The organism is Bacteroidota bacterium, assembly GCA_021300195.1.
Classification (GTDB): Bacteria; Bacteroidota; Bacteroidia; order J057; family JAJTIE01; genus JAJTIE01.
Genome location: JAJTIE010000028.1, coordinates 38,293 through 60,993, shown reverse-complemented (window position 1 = coordinate 60,993; position 22,701 = coordinate 38,293). Strand labels below are relative to the sequence as shown.

At 58.1% G+C, this 22,701-nt stretch carries 19 protein-coding genes and 1 pseudogene; 13 read left to right on the top strand and 7 right to left on the bottom strand.

Going from position 1 to position 22,701, the window contains the following annotated elements; all coding sequences use genetic code 11:
- Positions 1-545: 545 nt before the first annotated feature.
- The 5 genes and pseudogenes from LW884_07220 to LW884_07200 all read left to right on the top strand — a co-directional run bounded on the left by LW884_07220 (position 546) and on the right by LW884_07200 (position 6,201).
- Positions 546-1,759 (top strand): annotated as a pseudogene (locus LW884_07220) (beta-lactamase family protein).
- A gap of 68 nt (positions 1,760-1,827) precedes the next feature.
- Positions 1,828-3,981, top strand: coding sequence for a hypothetical protein (locus LW884_07215; protein MCE3008116.1), 2,154 nt, complete (start codon positions 1,828-1,830; stop codon positions 3,979-3,981).
- Between the two features lie 8 nt (positions 3,982-3,989).
- A complete protein-coding gene (locus LW884_07210; GenBank protein ID MCE3008115.1) occupies positions 3,990-4,985 on the top strand; it encodes a lytic transglycosylase domain-containing protein in 996 nt (331 codons plus the stop codon).
- 140 nt (positions 4,986-5,125) lie between these two features.
- Positions 5,126-5,806: a MotA/TolQ/ExbB proton channel family protein gene (locus tag LW884_07205; GenBank protein ID MCE3008114.1), complete on the top strand. Its 681-nt coding sequence runs from the start codon at positions 5,126-5,128 to the stop codon at positions 5,804-5,806.
- Entirely contained in the window at positions 5,803-6,201 is a 399-nt protein-coding gene (locus LW884_07200; protein ID MCE3008113.1) for a biopolymer transporter ExbD, read from the top strand. The genes LW884_07205 and LW884_07200 overlap by 4 nt, the downstream gene beginning before the upstream one ends.
- A gap of 16 nt (positions 6,202-6,217) precedes the next feature.
- On the opposite strand, the gene LW884_07195 is transcribed toward LW884_07200, so the two are convergent.
- Positions 6,218-6,478: a hypothetical protein gene (locus LW884_07195; protein MCE3008112.1), complete on the bottom strand. Its 261-nt coding sequence runs from the start codon at positions 6,476-6,478 to the stop codon at positions 6,218-6,220.
- A gap of 63 nt (positions 6,479-6,541) precedes the next feature.
- Here LW884_07195 and LW884_07190 point away from each other — a divergent pair, with 63 nt between their 5' ends.
- Genes LW884_07190 through LW884_07180 form a run of 3 tightly spaced genes read left to right on the top strand, consistent with a single transcriptional unit; the run spans position 6,542 to position 9,196 of the window.
- A complete protein-coding gene (locus LW884_07190; GenBank protein MCE3008111.1) occupies positions 6,542-7,654 on the top strand; it encodes an aminotransferase class I/II-fold pyridoxal phosphate-dependent enzyme in 1,113 nt (370 codons plus the stop codon).
- The gene (locus LW884_07185) at positions 7,632-8,708 is read left to right on the top strand and encodes a tetratricopeptide repeat protein (protein MCE3008110.1); all 1,077 of its coding nucleotides are present in this window, start codon (positions 7,632-7,634) and stop codon (positions 8,706-8,708) included. The genes LW884_07190 and LW884_07185 overlap by 23 nt, the downstream gene beginning before the upstream one ends.
- A complete protein-coding gene (locus LW884_07180) occupies positions 8,705-9,196 on the top strand; it encodes a gliding motility lipoprotein GldH (protein MCE3008109.1) in 492 nt (163 codons plus the stop codon). Before LW884_07185 ends, LW884_07180 begins: the two co-directional genes overlap by 4 nt.
- Here the strand turns inward: LW884_07180 and ribD are convergent.
- From ribD to kbl, 3 genes are all read right to left on the bottom strand, one after another.
- Positions 9,159-10,256 (bottom strand): bifunctional diaminohydroxyphosphoribosylaminopyrimidine deaminase/5-amino-6-(5-phosphoribosylamino)uracil reductase RibD, encoded by a 1,098-nt coding sequence (ribD, locus tag LW884_07175; GenBank protein MCE3008108.1) that lies wholly within the window; start codon positions 10,254-10,256, stop codon positions 9,159-9,161. The two genes, LW884_07180 and ribD, sit on opposite strands and share 38 nt — an antisense overlap.
- A gap of 117 nt (positions 10,257-10,373) precedes the next feature.
- Positions 10,374-11,330: a threonylcarbamoyl-AMP synthase gene (locus LW884_07170; protein ID MCE3008107.1), complete on the bottom strand. Its 957-nt coding sequence runs from the start codon at positions 11,328-11,330 to the stop codon at positions 10,374-10,376.
- Between the two features lie 90 nt (positions 11,331-11,420).
- Complete coding sequence (gene kbl, locus LW884_07165) at positions 11,421-12,620, bottom strand: glycine C-acetyltransferase (GenBank protein MCE3008106.1); 1,200 nt, start codon at positions 12,618-12,620, stop codon at positions 11,421-11,423.
- A gap of 110 nt (positions 12,621-12,730) precedes the next feature.
- Here kbl and mnmE point away from each other — a divergent pair, with 110 nt between their 5' ends.
- A complete protein-coding gene (mnmE, locus tag LW884_07160; GenBank protein MCE3008105.1) occupies positions 12,731-14,080 on the top strand; it encodes a tRNA uridine-5-carboxymethylaminomethyl(34) synthesis GTPase MnmE in 1,350 nt (449 codons plus the stop codon).
- 180 nt (positions 14,081-14,260) lie between these two features.
- The gene (locus LW884_07155; protein ID MCE3008104.1) at positions 14,261-16,414 is read left to right on the top strand and encodes a hypothetical protein; all 2,154 of its coding nucleotides are present in this window, start codon (positions 14,261-14,263) and stop codon (positions 16,412-16,414) included.
- Positions 16,415-16,559: 145 nt separating this feature from the next.
- On the opposite strand, the gene LW884_07150 is transcribed toward LW884_07155, so the two are convergent.
- Positions 16,560-16,922 (bottom strand): helix-turn-helix transcriptional regulator, encoded by a 363-nt coding sequence (locus LW884_07150; GenBank protein ID MCE3008103.1) that lies wholly within the window; start codon positions 16,920-16,922, stop codon positions 16,560-16,562.
- 136 nt (positions 16,923-17,058) lie between these two features.
- Between LW884_07150 and LW884_07145 the strand changes: the two genes are divergently transcribed.
- Positions 17,059-17,910, top strand: coding sequence for an SDR family oxidoreductase (locus tag LW884_07145; GenBank protein MCE3008102.1), 852 nt, complete (start codon positions 17,059-17,061; stop codon positions 17,908-17,910).
- An 81-nt stretch (positions 17,911-17,991) separates the two neighbouring features.
- On the opposite strand, the gene LW884_07140 is transcribed toward LW884_07145, so the two are convergent.
- Positions 17,992-19,443, bottom strand: coding sequence for a catalase (locus tag LW884_07140; GenBank protein MCE3008101.1), 1,452 nt, complete (start codon positions 19,441-19,443; stop codon positions 17,992-17,994).
- A gap of 127 nt (positions 19,444-19,570) precedes the next feature.
- Here LW884_07140 and LW884_07135 point away from each other — a divergent pair, with 127 nt between their 5' ends.
- Positions 19,571-20,305 (top strand): tetratricopeptide repeat protein, encoded by a 735-nt coding sequence (locus LW884_07135; GenBank protein ID MCE3008100.1) that lies wholly within the window; start codon positions 19,571-19,573, stop codon positions 20,303-20,305.
- Between the two features lie 37 nt (positions 20,306-20,342).
- Here LW884_07135 and LW884_07130 read toward each other — a convergent pair whose 3' ends face one another.
- Positions 20,343-20,873 carry a hypothetical protein gene (locus LW884_07130; protein ID MCE3008099.1) on the bottom strand — a complete coding sequence of 177 codons (531 nt, stop codon included), beginning with the start codon at positions 20,871-20,873 and terminating at the stop codon, positions 20,343-20,345.
- A 598-nt stretch (positions 20,874-21,471) separates the two neighbouring features.
- On the opposite strand from LW884_07130, the gene LW884_07125 reads away from it, so the two are divergent.
- Entirely contained in the window at positions 21,472-22,680 is a 1,209-nt protein-coding gene (locus tag LW884_07125) for an anthranilate synthase component I family protein (protein ID MCE3008098.1), read from the top strand.
- The last annotated feature ends 21 nt before the right edge of the window (positions 22,681-22,701 follow it).

The following is a 22,701-nucleotide window of genomic DNA, read 5'->3' as shown; positions in this document are numbered from 1 at the left end:
GAAATTTCTGGTTGTAGACCGGCCGGGGCTGAACTGGCTCCTGCTTGGCGGAGCAGTATTAACATTGGCATTCATGGCTACGTACTGGGCCGGTGGAAAAGAGGGTGGGGGAAAATGAGGCGGGGGCTTGACTTTGTGCTCGCCTACCCTTTTTCTTTGTCCCAGTTCTTTGTCTGAAAAGCTCAATTTTGGCTCATTTTTAGAGTCAAGCCCACAGTAGATTCTCTGGTCTGAGCCATCCCCCCCCTCTGCTCCACAACACATTCTTTGGTTTAATTGTTTCGGCGAAACCCCCTCCCCTTTTCTTTAATTCGCTGATAATCAATGGGGCCAGTTTCACCATAATGTGAATTTTAGGACAAATTTTCGAGGTAAAATTTGGGGGAACTTGGCTGTACAACGCGGCTTTTTCCTACCTTTAAGCCCCTAATTATCAGGTTTCTATGCGGATCCCCTTCATCCTCTCATTGCTTTTGAATATCTGTGCCAGTATTGCTTTTCTGCAGGCACAGTCCGTCGATTCCGACCCTGTCCGTCTGGGCTGGATGCAAGGGTTCCCACCCCCGGCAGACAAGGTGGTTCGCGCCGCAGATGGCAGCTTTTTTCGGTTTCCGGCCCTCCGCTACAGCGTGTGCCACATGCGCAGCTTTTTGCCCACGGTGGCGGTGCCCGCGGCTACGGTTTCCCAGCCACATACCTTTTTCTCAGTGGATGACGCAGCCCCATCGGCCATCGACACCGTGCAGTTTTTGCCCATCGGGAGCAATAAGCCTATGTCTTGGGCTGCATCGCTGGAAAAAAACTATACCGACGGCATTCTGGTTCTGCACCGGGGACGTATCGTGTACGAACGCTACTTTGGCTGCCTACAGCCCGATGGCGTGCATGCGGTTATGTCGGTCAGCAAAACCTTTGCCGGCACCCTGGGTGCCATGCTGGTAGCCGAGGGGGTGCTGGATGAGCACCGGACCGCAGCAAGCTACGTACCAGCACTGGCTAGTTCTGCCCTAGGCACGGCCACCATCCGCCAGCTGCTCGACATGACCACCGGCCTGAAGTATAGCGAAGACTACAGCGACCCCAAGGCCGAGGTTTGGGCCTTCTCGGCAGCCGGAAACACAATGCTGGCACACCCGAAAGACTATCAGGGTCCCACCAACTACTATGAATACCTTGCTACCGTGCAGCCACAAGGCACGCATGGTACGGCCTTTGCCTACAAAACCATCAACACCGATGCCCTGGGCTGGGTGATTTCGGTCGCAACCGGCAAACCCCTGGCCACCCTGCTGTCTGAGCGGATATGGCAGCCCCTGGGCACCGAGCGGGATGGCTACTACCAGGTAGACCCGGCAGGCATAGCCTTTGCCGGCGGCGGCTTTAGTGCCGGTCTGAGAGACTTGGCCCGCTTTGGCTATCTGATGCTCAACAAAGGGGAGCTGAACGGCAAGCAGCTGCTGCCTGCCGCAGTAGTGGCAGACATAGAGAAGGGGGGGGCGACCGGGCCTTGTTTGCCAAGGCAGGCTTCGGTACCCTGCCCGGCTGGAGCTACCGGAACATGTGGTGGGTGTCGCACAACGAGCATGGTGCCTACATGGCACGGGGCGTACACGGCCAGGCTATCTACATAGACCCGAAGGCAGAGATGGTCATTGTACGGTTAGCCTCGCACCCGGAGGCAAAAAATGCCGCAATAGATCCCTACTCGCTGCCTGCCTATCATGCGGTGGCCCGGTACCTGCTACAGGCACGCAAGTAGCCGGATTCGTACGCAAAAAAACACCCGCTAAGAAATACCGGTTCGCCCGGGCTTAGTACCTTAGCCTTGTGAATCTGGATCTGCATTTTAGTTACTCGCCCGCCTGGCTGTTGCTCTTCGCGGGCATATCCGTAGCAGCAGCCTGGCTGATGTATCGGGGTACCCGCGCACGTTTTTCCGCTACCTGGCTAGGGCCACTCCTGATGGGCCTGCGGGCTATGAGTGTTTTTGTTGTGCTACTGCTGCTCCTGGAGCCCATCCTTACTGCTTTTGAGCAGGAAAGCTACCCACCCCTCATCGTACTGCTGCAGGACGATAGCGAAAGCCTGGTGGCGCGGGGGGATAGCAATGCGGTACGCAGCCAGCACCCGGCACGCATGCAGGCACTTGCCGATCAGCTCCGGGCACAGGGGGCGCAGGTAGTGCCCTATCTGTTCAGTCAGGATATCGTGCCCAAGTCACTTGATTCGCTCACCTTTGGCCAAACAGGTACGCAGATAGGCACAGCCCTTGAGAAGATCAGCCAGCGGTATGCACACCAAAATCTGGCAGGGGTAGTCCTGGTGTCAGACGGAATCATAACCGGCGGCACCAGTGCCCGCAATGCCGCCCAGCACCTGAAGGCACCGATCCACACCGTGCTGATGGGCGACACCATCCGGCCCAAAGACCAGCTAATTGAGGCGGTGCTGCACAACAAGATCTCGTACCAGAACACCGAAACCCCCATACTGGTAAACCTGCTACAGCATGGCTACGAAAGCAGCAGCATACAGGCCAGCCTGTACAAGGACGGCAGGCTGCTGGCTAGCCAAACCGCCAGCCTGAGCAGGCAGAAAAACACCGCGCAGCTTAGCTTTAATGTAAAGCTGGAAAGTGCTGGTATACAGGCATATGACATAGTTATTAGCCGCAAGCCTGATGAAGTAAGCTATCTGAATAATCAGCAGCGGATCTACATCCAGGTGCTCGAGAATCGGTTCCGGATTGCGCTTTTTGCGGGCGGGCCACACCCGGATATAGGTGCCCTGCGCAAGACTTTTAGCGAGCAGCAGCAGTATGAGTTTGTGTCGTTTATCCGCGAAAACAGCCAGCAGTTTGACCGGCAGCCCGACGACCTGGCCAAGTATGAACTGATCCTGCTCCACAACTTCCCCACCAGCACGGCAGACAAGGCAATCCTGGACCAGATCTATGCCCAGGTGCAGCGCAAGGGCACCCCCCTGGTTCATTTCATTGGCGGGCAAACCCGGCTAAATGTGCATCCGGAGCAGGCACAATACATGGGGCTAAGCCCCACCCGCGCTGTCGGCACCCTGTCCGAGGCATTCTTCTACACCATCCCCGCCTACCGTGGCCACAGCACCTTCCGCTTCGACGACCCGGATGCCTTTGCCGCCTGGCTACAGTCTGCCCCCCCCATCCTGCGGAATGAAAGCGAGTGGAAGCTAAACCCCGGTACCCAGGTGGTGGGCAAGGCACAGATCAAGAACATTGCCCTGGAGTACCCCCTACTGGCCCTGCAGGAGCACCAGGGGCACAAGACCGCCACCTTCGTGTGCGAAAACATCTGGCGCTGGCGCGTGCACAACTATGTGCTGCACGAAGACTTTGCACTGTTTGACAGCTGGATGCAGAACCTGGCCGACTGGCTAACCACACGCAACGACCAGCGCCGTTTTCGCGTATACCCACTACGCCAGGTGTTCTCGGGCAGCGAGCGCGTGATCTTCAATGGCGAAGTGTATGACGATAGCAACAAGCCGGTAACCGGTGCCGAGGTGAAAATGACCCTGAAAGACGAGCGAGGTGTATCAACCGATTATTACCTGGTGGAAGAGCAGGCCGGGAGTTATGGCCTGGCTATCTCAAACCTTACCGCCGGTAGCTACACCTATACCGCCGAGGGTGCCCTGGCAGGCCAGGCGCTGGGCAGGGATGCTGGCCAGTTCAGCATCGGCAAGAGTGCCATCGAGTACCGAGACCTAAAGGCCGATGCCGACCTGATGCGCCAGCTGAGCCTGCAGACGGGCGGCCTCTTCAGCTACGTCAGCCAGCTGCCCAGCCTGGCCGACCGCATAAAGCAGACCGGCACACTGGTGGAAACCCTGGAGACCAAGCGTGCTACCCGCAGCCTGCAGCAGTACGTATGGCCCCTGTTGCTACTGCTTGCCCTCCTCTCTGCCGAATGGATCCTTCGCAAACGTAACAGCCTTTCCTGATGCAAGTCATGTCGTTCATACGCCCCATTACCCTGGGCCGCGCTACAGTGCTGGTGCTGCTGGTGTGCGTCCTGCTACTCGGTTATTGGCTCTGGACCGCCCCCCCATCTGCCCAGGCAGGTGCCCCCCTGGCTAGTGCGCGCGCTACCGGGCCACTTGCACTGGGCGAGCTGATGCCCGACCAACCCAACTTCTGCGGGGAGCCTGTGCCCATCCAGGATCCGGAGGTGCGAGAGCGCTTCGACCGCGAGTTTATGCTCAATGTGTACGACTACGCCACCATAACCATGATCCTGAAGCGGCTGGAGCGGTGGAAGAAACCCATGCTGGAGATCCTGACGCAGTATGACGTGCCAGCAGACTTCCTCTACCTGATGGTGGCGGAGAGTGCCGTGCGCAATGCCACCTCCCTGGCTGGCGCACAGGGCTACTGGCAGTTTATGCCCCAGACCGGGCTAGACTACGGCCTGATTCAGAACGCATATGTAGACGAGCGCAATCATCCACTAAAGAGTACACGCGCTGCATGTAATTACCTGAAATCCAGCTACAAAAAGTTTGGTAGTTGGACCCTTGCTGCGGCTAGCTACAACATGGGCGCAGGGGGGGTAGCCTACGGCCAGCAGCGCCAGGGCGTACAGGGCTTTTATCAGCTGTACCTGAATGAGGAAACCAGCCGCTATCTCTTCCGCATCCTGGCCTACAAGTACATCCTGCAGCACCCCGAGCAGTATGGCTACCGGGTTCCACCGTCTGAGCGATACCAGCCCCTGGCCTACCGCACCCTGGCTGTAACCCGTAGCATAGACGACCTGGCTGCGTGGGCACGCACGCAGGGGCTAGACTACCGCACCCTGAACTGGTATAACCCCTGGCTAAAGAGCTACAGCCTGCCCGTAGCGGCTGGGCAGCGCTACGAGCTGTGGCTGCCCCTGCAGCAGCCCAGGCTGGGTACCTACAGGCCCCCTGCCGATAGTACACCGCCCCCGCAGCCGGGAGGCTAGGTTGTGTGAAACCCGGGCATCGGGTGGATGCGCTTGTGGAAAATTACCCAGCACCCCAGTCGTGCTGTGCACAAAAGCAGCACCCTGCCCCCTACGCACCACACACATTCTTCGTTTCTTTGGCAGCGTTTTTCTACCCCATGGCACTGCTGTTTACCTTCTATTCATCGCTGGCACAGGCTACAGAGTCTGCCGCCTCCCAGTTGGATCTCTCTCTGATGGATCTGATTGTAAAAGGCGGCACCATCATGATCCCCATTTTCCTGCTGCTCTTTCTGGCGATCTACATTTTCTTCGAACGCTTGGCTGTTATAAACCGAACCGCCCGGCTAGACCGTAGCCTGCTGCTAAGCCTGCAGCAGCAGGTGGTGAGCGGAAATGTGGACGGCGCAATGGCCCTACTGCGAGCCGACAAAAGCAGCCTGGCCCGCATCTACGAGAAAGGTGTCCATCGGCTAGGCTCACCCATTACCGAGATAGAGAGCGGCATGGAAAGCCAGGCCAAGCTGGCCGTAGCAGCCATGGAGAAGAATATGAGCCTACTAAGCGCTGTGGCCACCATGGCCCCTATGCTGGGCTTTTTGGGCACAGTTTTCGGGATGATCAAGATCTTCTCGGGCATAACGGTGGCCGACAACCTGGAGATCGGCGCCATCTCAGAGGGCCTCTACGAAAAGATGGTTACCTCTGCCGCGGGCCTACTGGTGGGCATAGTGGCACATGCCCTGCACGTGTGGCTGAATGTGAAGATAGACCGCACCCTGGTGCGGCTAGAGGTGGCGGCCAATGAGTTTATCGACTTCCTATACAAGCCCTCATGAACTTTCGTGCTTCCCGAAGAAGGCCTACCAGCGAGGTAAGCACGGGTGCCCTTACGGACATCATGTTCTTCCTGCTGCTCTTCTTCCTCATTGCCAGCACCATTACCAATCCCAGCGTCATCAAGCTGATGCTGCCCCAGGCCGAGAGCAGCAACGTAATCAGCAAGCGCATGGTAAACGTGGCCGTTACCCGAGACCTGCGCTACTATGTAGACTCGAAGGAGGTGCCCCTGGCCGACCTGCAAGACGAGATTGCCGCCGCTACAGCCAACCTGAAAGAACCCACCGTAAACCTGCAGATAGACCGGGATGTACCCGTGCAGAATATGGTAGAAATAATGGATGTAGTGAAAAAGCTAAAGCTGAAGCTCGTACTAGCCCTGGAGGCCAAGTAAGCTATAAGGGGGCATTTTATTCCGACAAACAAGCCCGCACACCCCCGCGGATTAGCCCCTGTATTTCTTGCTGCGTCGTACTATCCTCCACCCCAAAGCGGTATTCGGCCTCATACTCTTCTATCATCTGCCTCAGCTTCCACTCGCACACGCGCTTATCTTCCTGCTTCAGCTTTCGGCAGTTACAGTATTGATCTACAATGGCTTGCGCATCATCCTTCGGATTTTTGCACGCGTATAGAAAAGAAAGAGAGCAAGCGACTAGTACCGGTATCATCCGGCAGAATCTTGGTCGCATAAGAAATAAGAACTGGGCATAAAGATATTGTAACTTAGCGGTATGTACAAGATCTGGTTATCCCCACCGGATGTAGGCGCCGCCGAGCAGGCCCTGCTGAATGCGGCCTTTGAAACAGGCTGGATAGCCCCAGCCGGCCCCTACCTGGGCCAGTTTGAGCAGAAACTATGCGCGCTTACCGGTGCCCGGCACGCCGCTGCCCTCAGCAGTGCCACAGCTGCCCTGCACCTGGCCCTGCGCCTGATAGGCACTGGCCCGGGCGATGTGGTGCTGGTGCCCAGCTTTACCTACGTAGCTACGGTAAACCCGGTGCTGTACTGCGGTGCCAGCCCGATCTTTGTAGACTGCGAGCCGGATAGCTATGGCATGAGCCCCTACTGGCTAGCCATAGCCCTGAACGACCTGAAAAAGCAGAGCAAAAAGCCCAAGGCTGTCATACTAGCCCATCTATATGGGCAGATGGCGCAGGCGGAAGAGATACTGGCCCTGTGCAATGAGCACCAGGTGCTGCTGTACGAAGATGCTGCCGAAGCCCTGGGGGCACGCCAGCATGGCAGGCAGGCAGGCACCATCGGCACCATGGGCTGCTACAGCTTCAATGGCAACAAGCTATTTACCACCGGCGGGGGCGGCGCACTGGTAAGCGCCTGGCCCGAGCCGATCCAGACCGCCATCCACCTGGCTACCCAGGCCACCCTCCGGCTACCCTGGTACGACCATAAGGAGCTGGGGTACAACTACCGTATGCCCCACCTGTCGGCTGCCATCGGCCTGGCGCAGCTCGGCCGGTTTGATGAGCAGATAGCACGCAGGCGCGAGATCCACCAGGCGTATACCAATACCCTGCAGCCGCACTACCGCTTCCTGCCCGAGCCCGAGGGCTTCTTTCACACACACTGGCTAACCGTGGCGCATAGCGAGCGCGTAAGCCCCCTGAAGACCGTGCAAGCCCTGCAGCAGCAGGGTATAGAGGCCCGGCAGGTGTGGAAACCCCTGCACAAAACGCCGCTGTACCGGCAGTATCCCTACTATGGGGGCGGCAATGATGAACGGCACTTTGAAACCGGTGTGTGCCTGCCCAGCGGAAACCGCATGAAGCCGGAGGAAATGGCCGAGGTGGTGGCCTGCCTGTATGAACTACAAGACCGACAATAGGCCCTACACCCCGCAGGTGCAGGGGGGGGGGGAGACTACCCTACCCCACGTGCACTGTTTTCTGTGCTATATTGCGGCTGGTATGCACATCACCTTTATCTTCCTGATAGAAGCCGGGCCCACCGGAATCATCCTGATGGCGGGCATCTCGGTGGTTATCCTCTGGATAGCCTATAAACTGCTGGTAAAGCGCAGCGGTGAGGCAGACCGCGTGCGAGACCTGATGGAAACCATAGCCGGCAAACGCTATGATGAGGCGATACAAAAGGCCAAAGAGATCGAAATCAATTTCCCCCTCTTCCAGTTTGTGCGAGACACACGCCTAAGCCTGATGATTGCCAACGGCCAGCCAAAGGCGGCCCTGGAGGAGATAGACCAGATACTGCAACGGCAGCCCGGGCTACAGGCCTACCGCATGCTGCGTATGCAGGCCATGCTGCAGATGGGCGACCTGAAGCGTGCCTACGAGAGCCTGGAGGGCGTACGCAAAGGCCTACGGGATCCTTTCTATACCGAACTGATGGGGGGCATCCTGGAGATAGAGCAAGGCAAGGCCGAGCAGGGCAAGGAGCGCATACGCAAACAGCTGACCGAGGTGGCACGAAAAAACAGGCCACCCGAGGCACGAAATCCCTTTATGCCCAGTGGCAGGCAGAAGCAGCCCAAAAAGGTGTCGGATGCCTACGAGCGCATCATACGGGTGGCCCCCTTTTCCGACCCCATGCTGAATGTAAACGTGGGCCTGGCCTACCTGTACATTGGCGAAGCGGAATGGGCATTACAGATCTGGGAGGCTATTATCAAACAAGACGAAATGGGTATAGCCAAGGCCACGGCACAGGAACACATGGCCTACTACTACTACGAGCAGCAGCAGTATGGCCAGGCACTGGACTATGTGCACCAAACCCTCTTCCTGCTACCCAAGCGAGGCTCTGCCCACTATCTGCTGTACCGCATACACAGCAAGCTGGGCAACCCCGATAATGCCGAAGTAGCCCTGGAGCAAGCCCGCAAGCTACAGTACCTGCCCGCCCTGGAGGTAAACGCATGAGGTACCCCGGCAGGCATATTTGGGTGGGCAGCCTACTGCTACTGTGCCTCCTGGCAGGCTGCGGCCCCTCCCATCCGGTTAGTAGCCACCGCTTTGACGACGGATTCTGGGCCTTGAGCGACAGCGTGGTGCTCAGCTGGAGCCTGCAGGATACCAGCCTGCTGAACCACCCGGGCAGCTTGCGCCTGGGGCTGGTAGTAGCCGAAGACTACCCCTACCAGAATATGTGGGTGCGGATACGCGTACAGCCCCCCACTGGCCCGGCGAGCGAGCGCAACCTGCAGCTTATGCTGATGGACGCAGCGGGTAACTGGTATGGGGAACCGGAAGGCGGAAGCCACCGATTTGAGACCAGCCTGACGGACAGTCTGCGCCTGGGTCAGCCGGGCCAGTGGCGTTTCACACTGAAACAGTGGATGCGCACGGATACACTGCAGGCGGTGGAAGAAATCAGTCTGGCTTTCCGGCCCCGCCAGCAGGAGCCGTAGGCCGCCGGTAGTACCACAGGGTATCTGGCCCCAACTGCATCTCTTGCCGGAGCACAACCGGCGCCCTGGGTGCTTCTATCCAGCATGGAGATTCAGATGCATGGACATTTAATGTTAATTCATTTAATGAAACGTCATTTGATGTCAGCACACTTATCTCGTCGAACAGGCCCGCTGACAGAAACGAACGGAGTACCCGGCTGCCGCCCTCTACCAGTAGCGTACCTACCCCAAGCTGGTACAGCTGCCGCATCAGGCCACCTAGGTCTGCCCCCTGGTCTCCCCAGGCAGCCCGCAGGTAGTGCACCCCATCTGCCTGGCCGTCTCGGCTAGCATTCACTACCCATACCGGTGCCTCCAGGTGGTGTGGGCCTAGCTTGCCTGCCCTTTGTAGTACAAAAACTTCGGGATCGGCACCCGGGTACTGGCGGGTGCTAAGGCGGGGCTGATCGGCCTGTAGCGTACCCGCCCCGATGAGGATAGCCTGGTGCTTCGCCCGCAGCCGGTGGGTATACACCTGGGCAGCCGGACCGGTAATCAGCAGCCGCTCCCCCACCCTGCCCAGTATGCCCGTGTGGGTCTGTGCCCACTTCAGGTGGATCCAGGGCCGCTGCGCGAGCTGCTGTGTTGCAAAGGGCTGGAGCAGCCGGGCACTGGCTTCATCCTGCAGCAGCTTAACATAAATGCCCGATTCCTGCAGCCTACGCAGCCCACTACCACATACCACAGGATTCGGATCTACCTGGCCTACAACTACTTGCTTCAGTCCCCTTTCAATGATAAGATCGACGCAGGGCGGGGTCTTTCCGTGGTGCGTGCAGGGCTCCAGGGTAACATACAGGGTGCATCTGGCCAGCAGGTCTGGGTCGTGTGGCACTGGCTTCAGGGCCTCTACCTCGGCATGGGGTGCCCCATAGGCAGTGTGGTAGCCCTCGCTGATGATGCGGCCTGCATGCACCAGCACAGCCCCTACCAGCGGGTTGGTTCGCGTGGCGGCCTGCGCCCGGTAGGCCAGCTCCACCGCCCGCTGCATATAGGCACTATCTGCTGGTTGGGTCATACCTTCGGCCAGTAGTTGTGCCCAGTGCCACTACCCACACGGGGCATAGGCGGCCCGGCTTGTTTCCGCCCGCTCGGTACCAGCCACGGGTGCAGCCCATGCAGCTGTGCCGGTTGGTTATTCATTGGCGGCGGCCCGGCGCAGGCGGTCATTTATGGCCCGGCCCAGGCCTGTGTCGGGCAGTAGTTCGGCCAGTATCAGGTCTATCTCCGGTCGGTCCATGCTGCGCAGGGCGGCAAATAGGTTGCGCGCAGCTGTCTCGGGCTTGCCATCGGGTGCCAGCACATAGTCCCAGCTATAGGGGGTGCGGTAGGCCTCGGCAAAGCTGAGAATAGCCGTATGGGGGTCGGCACCCAGGGTCTCGATCATGGTGCGTATGTCGCCCAGCAGGATGCGCTTGCCTGGGCTGTAGTGCTGCCGGAGCATGCCCGGTGCCTCGGGCTGGCTGCTGCTGTGCTCCCGTACCTCCAGGGGGCCTGTTATCTGCTCTATTTCTTCTATCGGCAGTCCGCCCTTTCGGTACACGGTGGCGCGGCCCCCGGGCCAGCCTATAATGGTACTCTCTACCCCCACATCACAGCTTCCCCCATCCAGTATGTAGGCCACAGCATGGCCTAGCTGGTCTTCCACATGCTGGGCCGTGGTGGGGCTTACGTAGCCGAATGGATTGGCCGACGGAGCCGCCAGCGGAAACGGAATCTCGCGGAGCAGGGCAAGGGTCAGGGGGTGCTTGGGCACGCGCAGGCCTACCAGCGGGCCTCCGGCAGTTACCAGGTCGGGTATGGTGGGTGTGCGCCGTAGCAGCAGGGTCAGGGGTCCCGGCCAAAACGTTTCGGCCAGCTTCCGGGCCGCATCGGGTATCTCGCTTGCGTAGCCAAACAGCTGATCGGCGCTGTGGCCGTGTACAATCAGCGGGTCGAAGTGTGGGCGATTCTTCACCCGAAAAATTTCGGCTACCGCGGTATCGTCCAGCGCATTGGCAGCCAGGCCATATACCGTCTCGGTGGGGATGGCCACAAGCATACCTGCCCGTAAGGCCTCTGCCGCTAGCTGGATGTCTGTACCGATAGGCATGGTAGGGGCTGATTGAATGCTTGCACCGACGTACAACGGTAAGATACAAAATATCGGGCAAACAAGCGCACCTTGGCAGCTATCCGCAGGCTATACGGCCTGTTTCAGCACCCCTAGCTCTTTGCCTACCGCCGTAAAGGCCTGTATGCACCTATCCAGCTGGGCGCGGGTGTGTGCCGCACTTAGCTGCACGCGGATGCGCGCCTGCCCCTTGGGCACCACGGGGTAGTAAAAGCCGATGACATAGATGCCGCGCTGTAGCAGGGCATCGGCCACCTTCTGGCTTAGGGGGGCATCGTACAGCATCACGGGCACGATGGCATGGCTACCGGGCTTCAGGTCGAAACCGGCGGCCTCCATCTGGGCGCGGAAGTAGCGGGTGTTTTCCTCCAGGCGGTCGCGCAGCTCCGTGGTTTCGTTCAGCAGCTTCAGCACCTCGATGCTAGCACCTACGATACTGGGCGCCAGGCTGTTGCTAAACAGATATGGGCGGCTACGCTGGCGCAGCATTTCCACTATCTCCTTACGGCCCGAGGTAAAGCCGCCCATGGCACCGCCCAGGGCCTTGCCCAGGGTGCCGGTTATGATGTCTACGCGGCCCATTACCCCACAGTGCTCTATGGTGCCACGGCCGGTGGTGCCCATAAAGCCCATGCTGTGGCACTCGTCTACCATCACCAGTGCCCGGTAGCGGTCGGCCAGGTCGCATATCTTGTCCAGCTGGGCTATGGTGCCATCCATGCTGAAGACCCCATCGGTTACAATAATGCGGTTCTCACAGTGCTGGCTCTCCTTCAGGCATCGCTCCAGGTCTTCCATGTTATTATGCTCATAACGAAGACGTTGTGCCTTGCACAGTCGCACCCCGTCTATGATGCTGGCGTGGTTCAGCGCATCGGAGATGATGGCGTCATTGGCCCCAAACAAAGGCTCGAATACCCCGCCATTGGCATCAAAGCAGGCCGCGTACAGGATGGTATCTTCTGTTTGCAGAAAGGCGGACAGATCGTGCTCCAGCTGCTTGTGCAGGTCTTGCGTACCGCAGATAAAGCGTACCGAGCTCATGCCATAGCCATGGCTGTCAATAGCCCTTTTGGCGGCCTCTACCACACGCGGGTGGCTGCTGAGGCCCAGGTAGTTATTGGCGCAGAAGTTCAGCACCTCGCTGCCATCCTCCAGGCGAATCTCGGCGGCCTGCGGGCTGGCTATTACGCGCTCGCGCTTGAAGAGGCCTGCTTCCTGGGTATCTTTCAGTTCCTGTTGTAGCCGGGGTTTCAGGGTGTCGTACATGGTGGGTATGGTAGCGTGGGTTTTTTTATCGATATGAGGCCGCAAATATACAGCTATACCGCATAGCCCACAGGCGGTAACTGCCGAAAAGCTGCCGATATTTGAGGCGCATGACCGATACCGACATCATCGTAGCCCCGGCTACGGCAGCAGGCAGTGCGCTGGCCGTGGTGCGCCTGAGTGGCGCGGGCTGCATAGCCCTGGTAAATGGGGTGTTCCACGGGGCCGACCTCACACAGCTTGAGGGCCATCGTCTGGCCTTTGGCCGAATCGTGCAGGCCGACCAGGTGCTGGATGAGGTGCTGATCAGTGTGTTTCGCGCACCCCGCAGCTATACGCGCCAAGAGGTGGTGGAGATCAGCTGCCATGGCAGCCCCTACATCCTGCGGCAGCTGGTGCAGCTGCTGTGCCAGCGGGGTGCGCGCCTGGCCCAGCCGGGCGAGTTTACCCGCCGTGCTTTTCTGAACGGGGCGCTGGACCTATCGCAGGCCGAGGCCGTGGCCGACCTGATAGCGGCAGACAGCGAGGCTGCCCAGCGCCTGGCCATGCAGCAGCTGCGGGGTGGTATATCCCACGAGCTGAAGGCCCTGCGCGAACAGCTGGTGCACTTTGCTGCCCTGCTGGAGCTGGAGCTGGATTTTGCCGAAGAGGACGTAGAGTTTGCCAACCGTAGCCAGCTGGTGGATACCATAAACAGCGCCCTGCAGCGGGTGGAAGCCCTGGCAGGCAGCTTTGCGGCGGGTAATGCCCTGAAGGAAGGCATTCCTACCGTTATCCTGGGGCGACCAAACGCCGGGAAGAGCACCCTGCTGAATGCCCTGCTACAGGATGCCCGCGCCATAGTGAGCGATATACCCGGTACCACACGAGACGTGATAGAAGACCGCCTGAACCTGGGGGGCTTTTCGTTCCGGCTGACAGATACGGCCGGCCTGCGCGAGCAAGCCGGCGATGCCATAGAGGCCGAGGGGATACGCCGCAGTATGGAGCGGCTAAGCCAGGCCGCGCTGGTGCTCTTCTTGTACGATGCGGTGGCCGAAGACTGGCAAACTGCCCACGCGTACTTTGGCAGCCTGCCCCTGCCACAGGGGGCACGGGCGCTGTATCTGGCCAACAAGACGGAGCTACCCGCCACCCACCCCACCCCACCCGAGGTATTGCGCCTCTCGGCAAGAGACGGGCTGGGCCTGGCGGCCCTGCGCCAGCAGCTGGTGCAGCATGCCGAGGCCCTGCAGGGGGGGCAGGATACCCTGATAACCCACCAGCGACACTATAGCGCCCTAACCGCGGCCCGCACGGCCCTACAGGAGCTGAGGCAGGGCCTAGAGATGGGCCTGAGCGGCGAAATGGTAGCACTAGACCTCCGCCTGGCCCTACAGCACCTGGGCGAAATAACCGGCGAAGTAACCACCGATGAGGTGCTGGGCGCCATCTTCTCAAAATTTTGTATAGGAAAATAAATAGCTTAATAAGGATAAAGTTGAGCTCAGAATTTATAGAAATATAATCTCCGTTTTTTCCTGTAGAGTAGGTAGAAAAATAAGTCAATCGTATATTTGCGTCTGAGTTCCAAACAAAATAGTCTAACATACGTACAATAGCATGATCGTCAGACGCTAACCGTACAATTTTAAAAATTAATGAAAGTAAAGTTTGCTGCCTTTTACCTGCTCTTTATCCTGCCCATGCTACCCGGACTGCGTGCCCAGAACGTGGGCATCGGCACCACCACCCCCACTGCCACCCTGGATGTAAACGGCGAGATAAGGGCCGGTAGCACCGGCACGGCAGCTGGCACCGTGGGCGCTGGTGCCCTGCGGTGGAACGGCACCAGCCTGCAGGTGAGCAACGGCACCACCTGGCAAAGCCTGAGCGCCACCAGCAACTGGCAGCTGACGGGCAACACCGGCACCAACTCCGCCGTGGACTACCTGGGCACGGCCGATGCGACTGACTTTGTGCTGCGCACCAGTGCGCTGGAACGTGTACGCATCAGCGCCGCTGGCAATGTAGGCATAGGCGATGCCAGCCCGGCAGCCGCCCTCACCGTGGGTAATGGCGACCTGTTTCAGGTAGTCAGCACCGGTCATGTGCGCGGTATATTGGGTACGGTAGGCGCGCCTGCCTACTCCTTTACCGGCAGCACCAATACCGGTATCTATAGCCCTGCTGTGGGGCAGCTGGCGGTGGCTACCGCCGGTGTGCAGCGTGTGCTGATGGACAACACCGGAGTGGCCATTACCGGTAATACCAGTGTCAGTGGCCGGGTGGGCATAGGCAGCGGTGCCACTACTGCATCTGCTGCCCTGGAGGTAGCTTCTACCTCTCAGGGTATGCTGCCACCGCGCATGACCACCGCGCAGCGCGATCTTATTTCGGGGCCCACCAATGGCCTGGTAATTTTCAACACAACAACTAATTGCGTGGAGTTTTACCTATCTGGCAGCTGGAAGTCCGTTTGTGGCGATCCACTGGGATGCGACTACAACAATGTGCCCAACACCGGCGGAACATTCAATGTGGATCGTGATACCAGTGAATCTTTCCCGATAAACTTTACGGCCATTGCAGGTACACCCGGCGCAGTGACCACCGTGCTGCTCAACACGATTACTGGCGTAACGCTGGCAGGCGTTACCAATCAGGGGGCCAACCTCGCCCTGGGTGGTACCCTAGTGCAAAACCCGACCATTGCGGTGGCCTCCACTGCTACCGTGGGCAGTTATCTGCTACAGTTTCAGCACAGTACTACTTGTGGCGTTACCAAGTATTCTTTCGTAACGCTGAACATTACGGGCTGCGATATGTCGCTCGCTCTCTCCAGTAGTACGGGTTCAACCCAGCAGGCAAACACAACTGTTAGTACCCTCCTGAATATCTTTCAGGCCGGTAGCCAGCCGGGCACTGCTGAAACCACCTTCGACGAAACCTACCCCGGCATTACCGCTACAGCAACCAACAATAACTGTGGAATTACCTGTGCACAGACGCTCAACTTTGCGGTTACCACTACCACGCCCGGGGGCACCTACCCCTATACCGTACGGGTAAAAACCACCTGCGGCGCTACTATCACAGAGCGCACAGTTACCTACACCCTCACAGTAGATGCCCTGCCGCGGAACTGCCTGCAGATCTTGATAGCAGACCCCACCGCCAACAGTGGCGTATATACCATAGACCCCGATGGCACAGCTGGTACCAATTTTGCCGCCATGCAGTGCCAGTGCGATATGGACCCCGATGGTAACGGCGACAAATCTGACGGCGGCTGGACCCTGGTGGCGAACTATAACCACCTGGGCGGCACCAACCCGGCTGCCAATGTGCGGACCAATAGCCTACCCCTGCTTGGGTCTACCAGCCTTGGGGTTAATGAGCAGGGAACCGCCTTTTGGGGCCATGCAGCCTGCGTAGGGGCAAACAGCCTGATGAGTACGCTCTCATTCTCGGAGATCCGCTTCTTTGGCCGTAGCAGTGGGCATGGCCGCACCCTGCACTTCTATATTGCAGATCCCTCTGGTGTAGCCTATGCCAAAACCGGAACAGGTGGCTTCAATATCACCACACTGAGGAGTGCCTTCGTAGCCATGACCGGGCACAATGCCTTCATGCCAGCCTCGGCAGATAACCGATGGACCAACAGGGGAAATGGAGCCTTGATAGACGCGCCATTCTGGCAGAACGGGACATTCCGGGTGTGGGGCGCCGCCCATGCAGGAGGCCAGTGGGAGATGGACGACAACCCCGACAATGCCAACAATAGCACCATACACCAGGTCTGGATCCGATAGAGAAACAGAGAAAACACCCACGCATAGGATAACTGTAGCCCCGGGCGTACGCGCTGCGGGGCTTTTTATTGCCCACTCGCTAGTTCGAGCAGGTGCTGTGGCATCATACCGGTCCTATTAGCCTAGCCAACAGGTACTGCCAGCTCTATCGGGCCAGTCCTTCCAGATTTTCCAGTCCCCACTCGCGCATCGCGATCAGGATAGGTCGGAGGGTTAGGCCCTTGGCGGTGATCGAATACTCAACCCGGGGTGGGATCTCTGCATACACCTTACGGTGCAGGATTCCATCCCGCTCCAGCTCGCGCAATTGGGCTGTTAGCACTTTCTTGCTAATTCCGTCTACCATCTTCAGTAGCTCGCCAAAGCGATTTACGTCGTGGCTAATCAAGTAGAGAATAATGGGCTTCCACTTGCCCCCAATGACCGCCAGCGTAGCCGTTACCGGACAGGTGTCGAATCGGGTGTAGTTTTGGATCAGCTCGGCATAGGCGGGCGATTTTTCTTTCATTTTTTCCTAGTATTAAAGTGCTGATAATCAGCTTTGGTAACCAAATAGATACAATAGAACAATGGGGTAACTACTTGCACAAAGTAAACTATTGGAGGTACTTCGGCCAATAAAAACTTCAATTCATTTACTCACTATGTCAAAGAAAGTACTCGTAACCGGTGCCACCGGCAATATCGGATCGCAACTCGTACAGGAACTGCGCAAGGCTTCGGTGCCATTTCTAGAGGCCACCACTGAGAAAGACCAGCAGGGTGTGGGAGAAAAGGTCTTTATAGACTTTCTGGATAAGGACAGCCTAGTCCAGGCTTTCAAGCAGGCCAACACCGTTTTTCTGCTTTTCCCCATGGTAGAGCAGATGATTGAGTATGCAAAAAATGCGGTGGAGGCGGCTAAGGCGGCAGGCGTGCAAACCCTCGTACGGTCTAGCGGTGCTGGTGCCGATAGCAACGCGGGCTTTATGATGCCCAAGGTACAGGGCACAATAGACGACCTGATTACCCAGAGTGGGATCCCCTATGTAATCACCCAGCCCTCCGGCTTTATGCAGAATTTTGTAAACTTCATGGCCGATTCGATCAAGACAGGAGCCGTGTACATGCCCGTGGGAGACGGAAAATTAGGCTGGGTGGATGTGCGGGACATTGCCCGAGTAAACGCAGCGATTCTGAAGAACCCTCAGCCCTATTTGGGTCAAAAGATCACCATAACGGGGGGCGAAAACCTTTCGTTTGCAGAGGCTATAAAGATTTTGTCTGACACGATCGGGAAGCCCGTACAGTTTGTAGACGTACCCGAAGAGGCTGCACGCGATGCCATGCAAAAAATGGGAATGCCTGCCTTCATAATCGACATGACCGAAAGCCTGAACCGCATCATCAAGGCGGGCTATGCAGCCGGTGTTGCAGATTCAGTGCTGAAAATTACAGGTCAGTCACCCATTGCCTTCAGGCAGTTTGTGGCCGACTACAAGCAGGCTTGGCTATAGCACAAGCGGAAGACTGTATGAAAAAAAGCCCCTACCGTACTGGCAGGGGCTTTTTCGTGTCGTGGGTGGGCTAGTTTACCCCTAGCTGTGTGCACTACCCAGTGCCGCCCGCACACCCGCTCCATAGGCTGGGTCGGCCTGGTCAAAGTGCTTCAGCTGGCGCTCTATGATTTCGCGGGGTACGCCCCGCATGGCAGCGGCAATGTTGGAAAACAACCGCTGCTGCTGCTCGGCACTGAACAGGCGGAAAAGGTCTCCCGGCTGCTTGTAGTCTCCCAGTTGGTCTTGCTGCGCATAGCGAGCAGCGTCGCCGCTAATGTGCAGTGGTGGCTCTGCTACCGATGGATCCGCAACTGGCCCGCCGTAGGAGTTGGGTTCATAATAGGCATCCGGGTTGTGACCGGGGTTCTCAAAAAAGCGCATGGCCCCGTCCTTGTGGTAGTGGTGCACGGGGCACTTTGGTGCATTGGCGGGTAAGGCTTCGTAGTGGGTGCCCAGGCGGTAGCGGTGTGCATCGGCATAAGAGAAGATGCGCGCCTGTAGCACTTTATCGGGCGAAAAGCCAATGCCTGGCACTACGTTAGAGGGCGAGTAGGCTGCGTTCTCGATATACTGCCAGTAGTTATCGGGGTTCCGGTTCAGCTCCAGTACACCCACTTCTATCAGCGGATAGTCTGCGTGCGGCCATACCCGGGTCAGGTCGAAGGGGTTGTAAGGGGTCTTCTCGGCATCGGTCTCCGGCATTACCTGCACATACAGCGTCCATCGGGGATACCGGCCCGACTCTATGGCCCCGTACAGCTCTTCCTGGTACTTCTCACGCGTTTCTCCTATCACCTTGGCACTCTCCTCATTGGTGTAATGCGCGTGGCCCTGCTGTGTTTTGAAGTGAAATTTTACCCAAAATCGCTCATTCTTATCGTTCCAGAAACTGAAGGTGTGCGATCCGTAGCCATTCATGTGCATGGGTGTGCGGGGTATGCCGCGGTCCGACATCAGGATGGTAACCTGGTGCAGGCTCTCCGGCGTTTGGCTCCAGAAGTCCCACATGGCAGTGGCAGAGCGCAGGTTGGTCTTGGGGTGACGCTTCTGGGTGCGGATAAAGTCGGGAAACTTGTACCCGTCGCGGATAAAGAATACCGGCGTATTGTTGCCCACCAGGTCCCAGTTCCCCTCTTCTGTATAGAATTTCAGCGAGAACCCGCGCACGTCGCGCTCGGTATCGGCAGCGCCCAGCTCGCCCGCCACAGTGGAGAAGCGAGACAGTACGGGTGTCTCTTTCCCTACCTGCGAGAAGATCTTGGCTCGGCTGTACTTCGTAATGTCTCCGGTTACCCGAAACGTGCCTAGTGCGCCCCACCCCTTGGCGTGTACTACACGCTCGGGTATGCGCTCACGGTTTTGGTGAGCCAGCTTCTCGATCAGCTTATAGTCCTGCAAGAGTACCGGGCCATGTTGCCCTGCAGTTTCCGAGTTCTGATTGTTTGATACCGGCGCACCGGCGCTAGTGGTCAGTTTTGGCTTTTCTTTCATGATCGGGTAGTTTTGTGGTTAATTTGGCTCTCCGGAGTCAATATGAGAACTATTCCCAGATAAGAATAATTCCTATCTAGGTATTTATTGTAAAAATATTTTAGCCCCATAGTTTTTCCATCCTGCTATGCCATTACGGAGATACACCTATATCAGGCTGCTTGCCTGCTGCTTCTTTGTTAGTGCCTATTCCATTTGTGCGGCCCAGCCCGATGCTGCCATACAGCTGTACAACCAGGGGGTAGACTACCTGAACACGGGCCAGGCCGAGCAGGCTGTTGAGGCATTTAACCGGGCCCTTGAACTGGATGAGAACTACCTGGCCGCCTACTTCAACCGTGGAAATGCCTATTACGATTCCGAGCTTTTTCAAGAGGCAATACAGGATTTTAGCCGCGTGCTACAGCTAGACTCCAGCCAGACAGAGGCCTGGGCCAACCGGGGGCTATCCTACCGGCACAGCGAGGCATTTGACCTGGCCGTGCAAGACTATAATCGGGCCATAGCCCTGGACAGCGGCGATGCAGAGCTGTACTTCTACCGGGGGGTGGCATATCGGCTGTGGGAGAAAGCCGACCTGGCCCGGCAAGACCTCGGGCAGGCCATTCGGATGAATCCCAATGAACCGAACTATTATGTAGAGCGGGCCTACCTGCAGCTAACCGAGGCGGAAGACGCAGCAGCCCTGGCCGACCTACAACGGGCGGCTGAACTGGCCCCCGACGATCCCTTTTACATCATCGAACTGGCTAACCTGCTGTACGACCTGGGCCGAAAGGAGGAAGCCTGCACCACCTGGCAGCAGGCCATCTCACTAGGCTCGGAAGCGGCCCAAAGTATATGGAACAGCAACTGCCCCTAGGCAAGTGGGCAAATTGACAGACAGCCGATCGCGCCCACTAGGGGGTTGATAGCTTGAACGCCTGGGTAGCGGTCTGCACCACATACAGGCCGGGTGCCAGGCCATCGGTATCTATATAGGCACTGCTACCCTGGCGCACGGCACGGCCCTGGCTGTCGCGCAGGGTGTAGGGCACGGCCTGGCTAAGAAAGTACGTACCGGTAGACGTGTTGTGCAGCAGCCGCAGCTGGCTGCGTAGGGCCGCTGTGGTATAGGGGATGGGATTGCTGGTGTATTCTGACCCATCCAGGGCAGTGGCGTGTAGCTGCACAAACTGGGTGCCCTGCTCTTCCACACCAGCCAGTAGGCTGGCCAGGTCGAAGGTGCCGGCAGTAGCAGGGAACGCCTCCGTAGCCACATCCTGTACGGGCTGCAGGTGGTTGTCCAGGCGCTGCAGCGCCAGCTGGCTTAGGGCTTTTTCGCCCTGGTAGTGCCACTGTAGGGTACCGCTCTTATCCACGCTGGCTAGCAGGTACTGGCTGTTGGCTAGCACGGCATCGCAGGTGGCCCTGCCGATCAGGTGAACCACAAAAGTACCGCCCCCAGCCCAACCTAAACTAACTACTCGGCAACCAGTGGGGTTATCAATTTTAGCACTGGAAGTAAAATTTGAAAAAAGGAATTCCAAAATTCTATGCCTGCATCTGAACCATCCGCCGTATTCCAGTGAAACTGAAGATTTTTCAAACTAGCTCCCGATGTTTCTGGGCATAGTGTGATCTCAATAGGACTAGAAGACAACGTAATTACGGAATTAAAAAACTCTGTCTGGCTACCATCGCAGGGCACCACTTGAGCCCGGATGCCAGAAAAGAATGAGTTCAGAAAAAAGAGCAAAAGGACAAGAGCATACCTGGAAGGGTACAGGGCCATGGTAGGAGAAAAAATAGTTTTGAGTGATATTTAGCTTTATTTTGGCTTTCCTAGCCAATCCGGATACAAATGTATCCATTATTATGTAAATAGAAAGTTGTTTTTTTTCAAGCAGTCTCTCTGCGCGTTCTGGTGGCTGCCCCATTCTCTTTCCACAGGGTACCCGTATACAGCGAGCGCAGTGTCGCCCTCGGTAAGTGGTATCTTTGCAGCCTATGGCCTTGGCCCCGCACTATTTTTCTGATTCGGCCTATTTGCAGCTTCGCACTCGCCTGCTGGCCTGGGCGGGCGCACACCCCCAGTGCGCGGTGCTAGACAGCTGCGGCTACCAGGACCCCGGCGGGCTAGGTGCCTGGCGGCTGCTGGTGGGTGTGCGGGGCGATACCCGCTGGCAGGCAGCCCCGCCGCCGCCGGGGAGCTGGTACTTTGGCGGGCTGGGCTATGCGTGGAAAAACAGCCTGGAGCAGCTGGCCAGCACCACACAGCCAGGCATTCCCTTTCCCGACCAAGCATTCTTCGAGGCCGATACCGTGCTGGGCATCCCCCGGCAGGGCAATCAGCTGATCTGCCTGCATGGGTCCATGCCCCCACTGGATCCGTACGAGGAGGTGATAGACCAGCCTCAGTCAGTACTCCTTGCACTGGCTACCCAGATGGACCGGGCTGCATATGGGCGTGCTTTTCGCCAGGTACAGCAGTGGCTATGGGCGGGCGAGCTGTACGAGATGAACCTGTGCCGGGAGCTGACGGCTACGGCCCTGGGGCTAGATACCCTGGGCCTGTGGCAGCGGCTACTGCAGCTAAGCCCGGTACCCATGGCTGCTTACCTGCGCCTGGGTGCGTGGTGCCTGATGAGTGCTAGCCCAGAGCGCTACCTGCTGCACCGCAATGGGCTGCTGCTGAGCGAACCCATAAAGGGCACCGTACGCCGGGCTGGGCAGGAAGCGGCCGAGCACCGGCTGCTAACTACCGACCCGAAGCTGCGGGCAGAAAACACCATGATAGCCGACCTGGTACGCAACGACCTGAGCCGGGTGTGTGTGCCCGGCACCGTGCAGGCACAGCTGTGCCAGCCCCTCACACTCAGCACCCTGCACCACCTGGTAAGCCGCGTGTATGGCGTGCTGCAGCAAGCTGCCAGCCCCTGGCAGGCCCTGGAGGCCAGTTTTCCGCCAGGTAGCATGACCGGGGCCCCCAAGGTGGCTGCCATGCAGGCCATAGACCGGCTGGAGCCTGTGGGCCGGGGCCTATACAGCGGTGCGGTGGGCTATACAGATCCGGCAGGCAACTATGACTTCGCCGTGGTGATACGCAGCTTTATCTACCACAGCCCCACAGGTAGGCTGAGCACACATGTGGGCGGCGCCCTGACCGTAGACAGCGACTGCGAGGCCGAATGGGCCGAAACCGAAACCAAGGCCCTGGCCCTGCGGCAGGGTAGCCTTTTTTCTAGTACACATTAGCGCAATTTTGGCCATAAAAGG

Excerpts from the sequence above, each read along its gene's own strand:
- LW884_07210 (MCE3008115.1), top strand. The coding sequence starts at position 3,990 with ATGTCGTTCATACGCCCCATTACCCTGGGCCGCGCTACAGTGCTGGTG.
- LW884_07205 (MCE3008114.1), top strand. The coding sequence starts at position 5,126 with ATGGCACTGCTGTTTACCTTCTATTCATCGCTGGCACAGGCTACAGAG.
- LW884_07200 (MCE3008113.1), top strand. The coding sequence starts at position 5,803 with ATGAACTTTCGTGCTTCCCGAAGAAGGCCTACCAGCGAGGTAAGCACG.
- LW884_07195 (MCE3008112.1), bottom strand. The coding sequence starts at position 6,478 with ATGATACCGGTACTAGTCGCTTGCTCTCTTTCTTTTCTATACGCGTGC.
- LW884_07190 (MCE3008111.1), top strand. The coding sequence starts at position 6,542 with ATGTACAAGATCTGGTTATCCCCACCGGATGTAGGCGCCGCCGAGCAG.
- LW884_07185 (MCE3008110.1), top strand. The coding sequence starts at position 7,632 with ATGAACTACAAGACCGACAATAGGCCCTACACCCCGCAGGTGCAGGGG.
- LW884_07180 (MCE3008109.1), top strand. The coding sequence starts at position 8,705 with ATGAGGTACCCCGGCAGGCATATTTGGGTGGGCAGCCTACTGCTACTG.
- ribD (MCE3008108.1), bottom strand. The coding sequence starts at position 10,256 with ATGACCCAACCAGCAGATAGTGCCTATATGCAGCGGGCGGTGGAGCTG.
- LW884_07170 (MCE3008107.1), bottom strand. The coding sequence starts at position 11,330 with ATGCCTATCGGTACAGACATCCAGCTAGCGGCAGAGGCCTTACGGGCA.
- kbl (MCE3008106.1), bottom strand. The coding sequence starts at position 12,620 with ATGTACGACACCCTGAAACCCCGGCTACAACAGGAACTGAAAGATACC.
- mnmE (MCE3008105.1), top strand. The coding sequence starts at position 12,731 with ATGACCGATACCGACATCATCGTAGCCCCGGCTACGGCAGCAGGCAGT.
- LW884_07155 (MCE3008104.1), top strand. The coding sequence starts at position 14,261 with ATGAAAGTAAAGTTTGCTGCCTTTTACCTGCTCTTTATCCTGCCCATG.
- LW884_07150 (MCE3008103.1), bottom strand. The coding sequence starts at position 16,922 with ATGAAAGAAAAATCGCCCGCCTATGCCGAGCTGATCCAAAACTACACC.
- LW884_07145 (MCE3008102.1), top strand. The coding sequence starts at position 17,059 with ATGTCAAAGAAAGTACTCGTAACCGGTGCCACCGGCAATATCGGATCG.
- LW884_07140 (MCE3008101.1), bottom strand. The coding sequence starts at position 19,443 with ATGAAAGAAAAGCCAAAACTGACCACTAGCGCCGGTGCGCCGGTATCA.
- LW884_07135 (MCE3008100.1), top strand. The coding sequence starts at position 19,571 with ATGCCATTACGGAGATACACCTATATCAGGCTGCTTGCCTGCTGCTTC.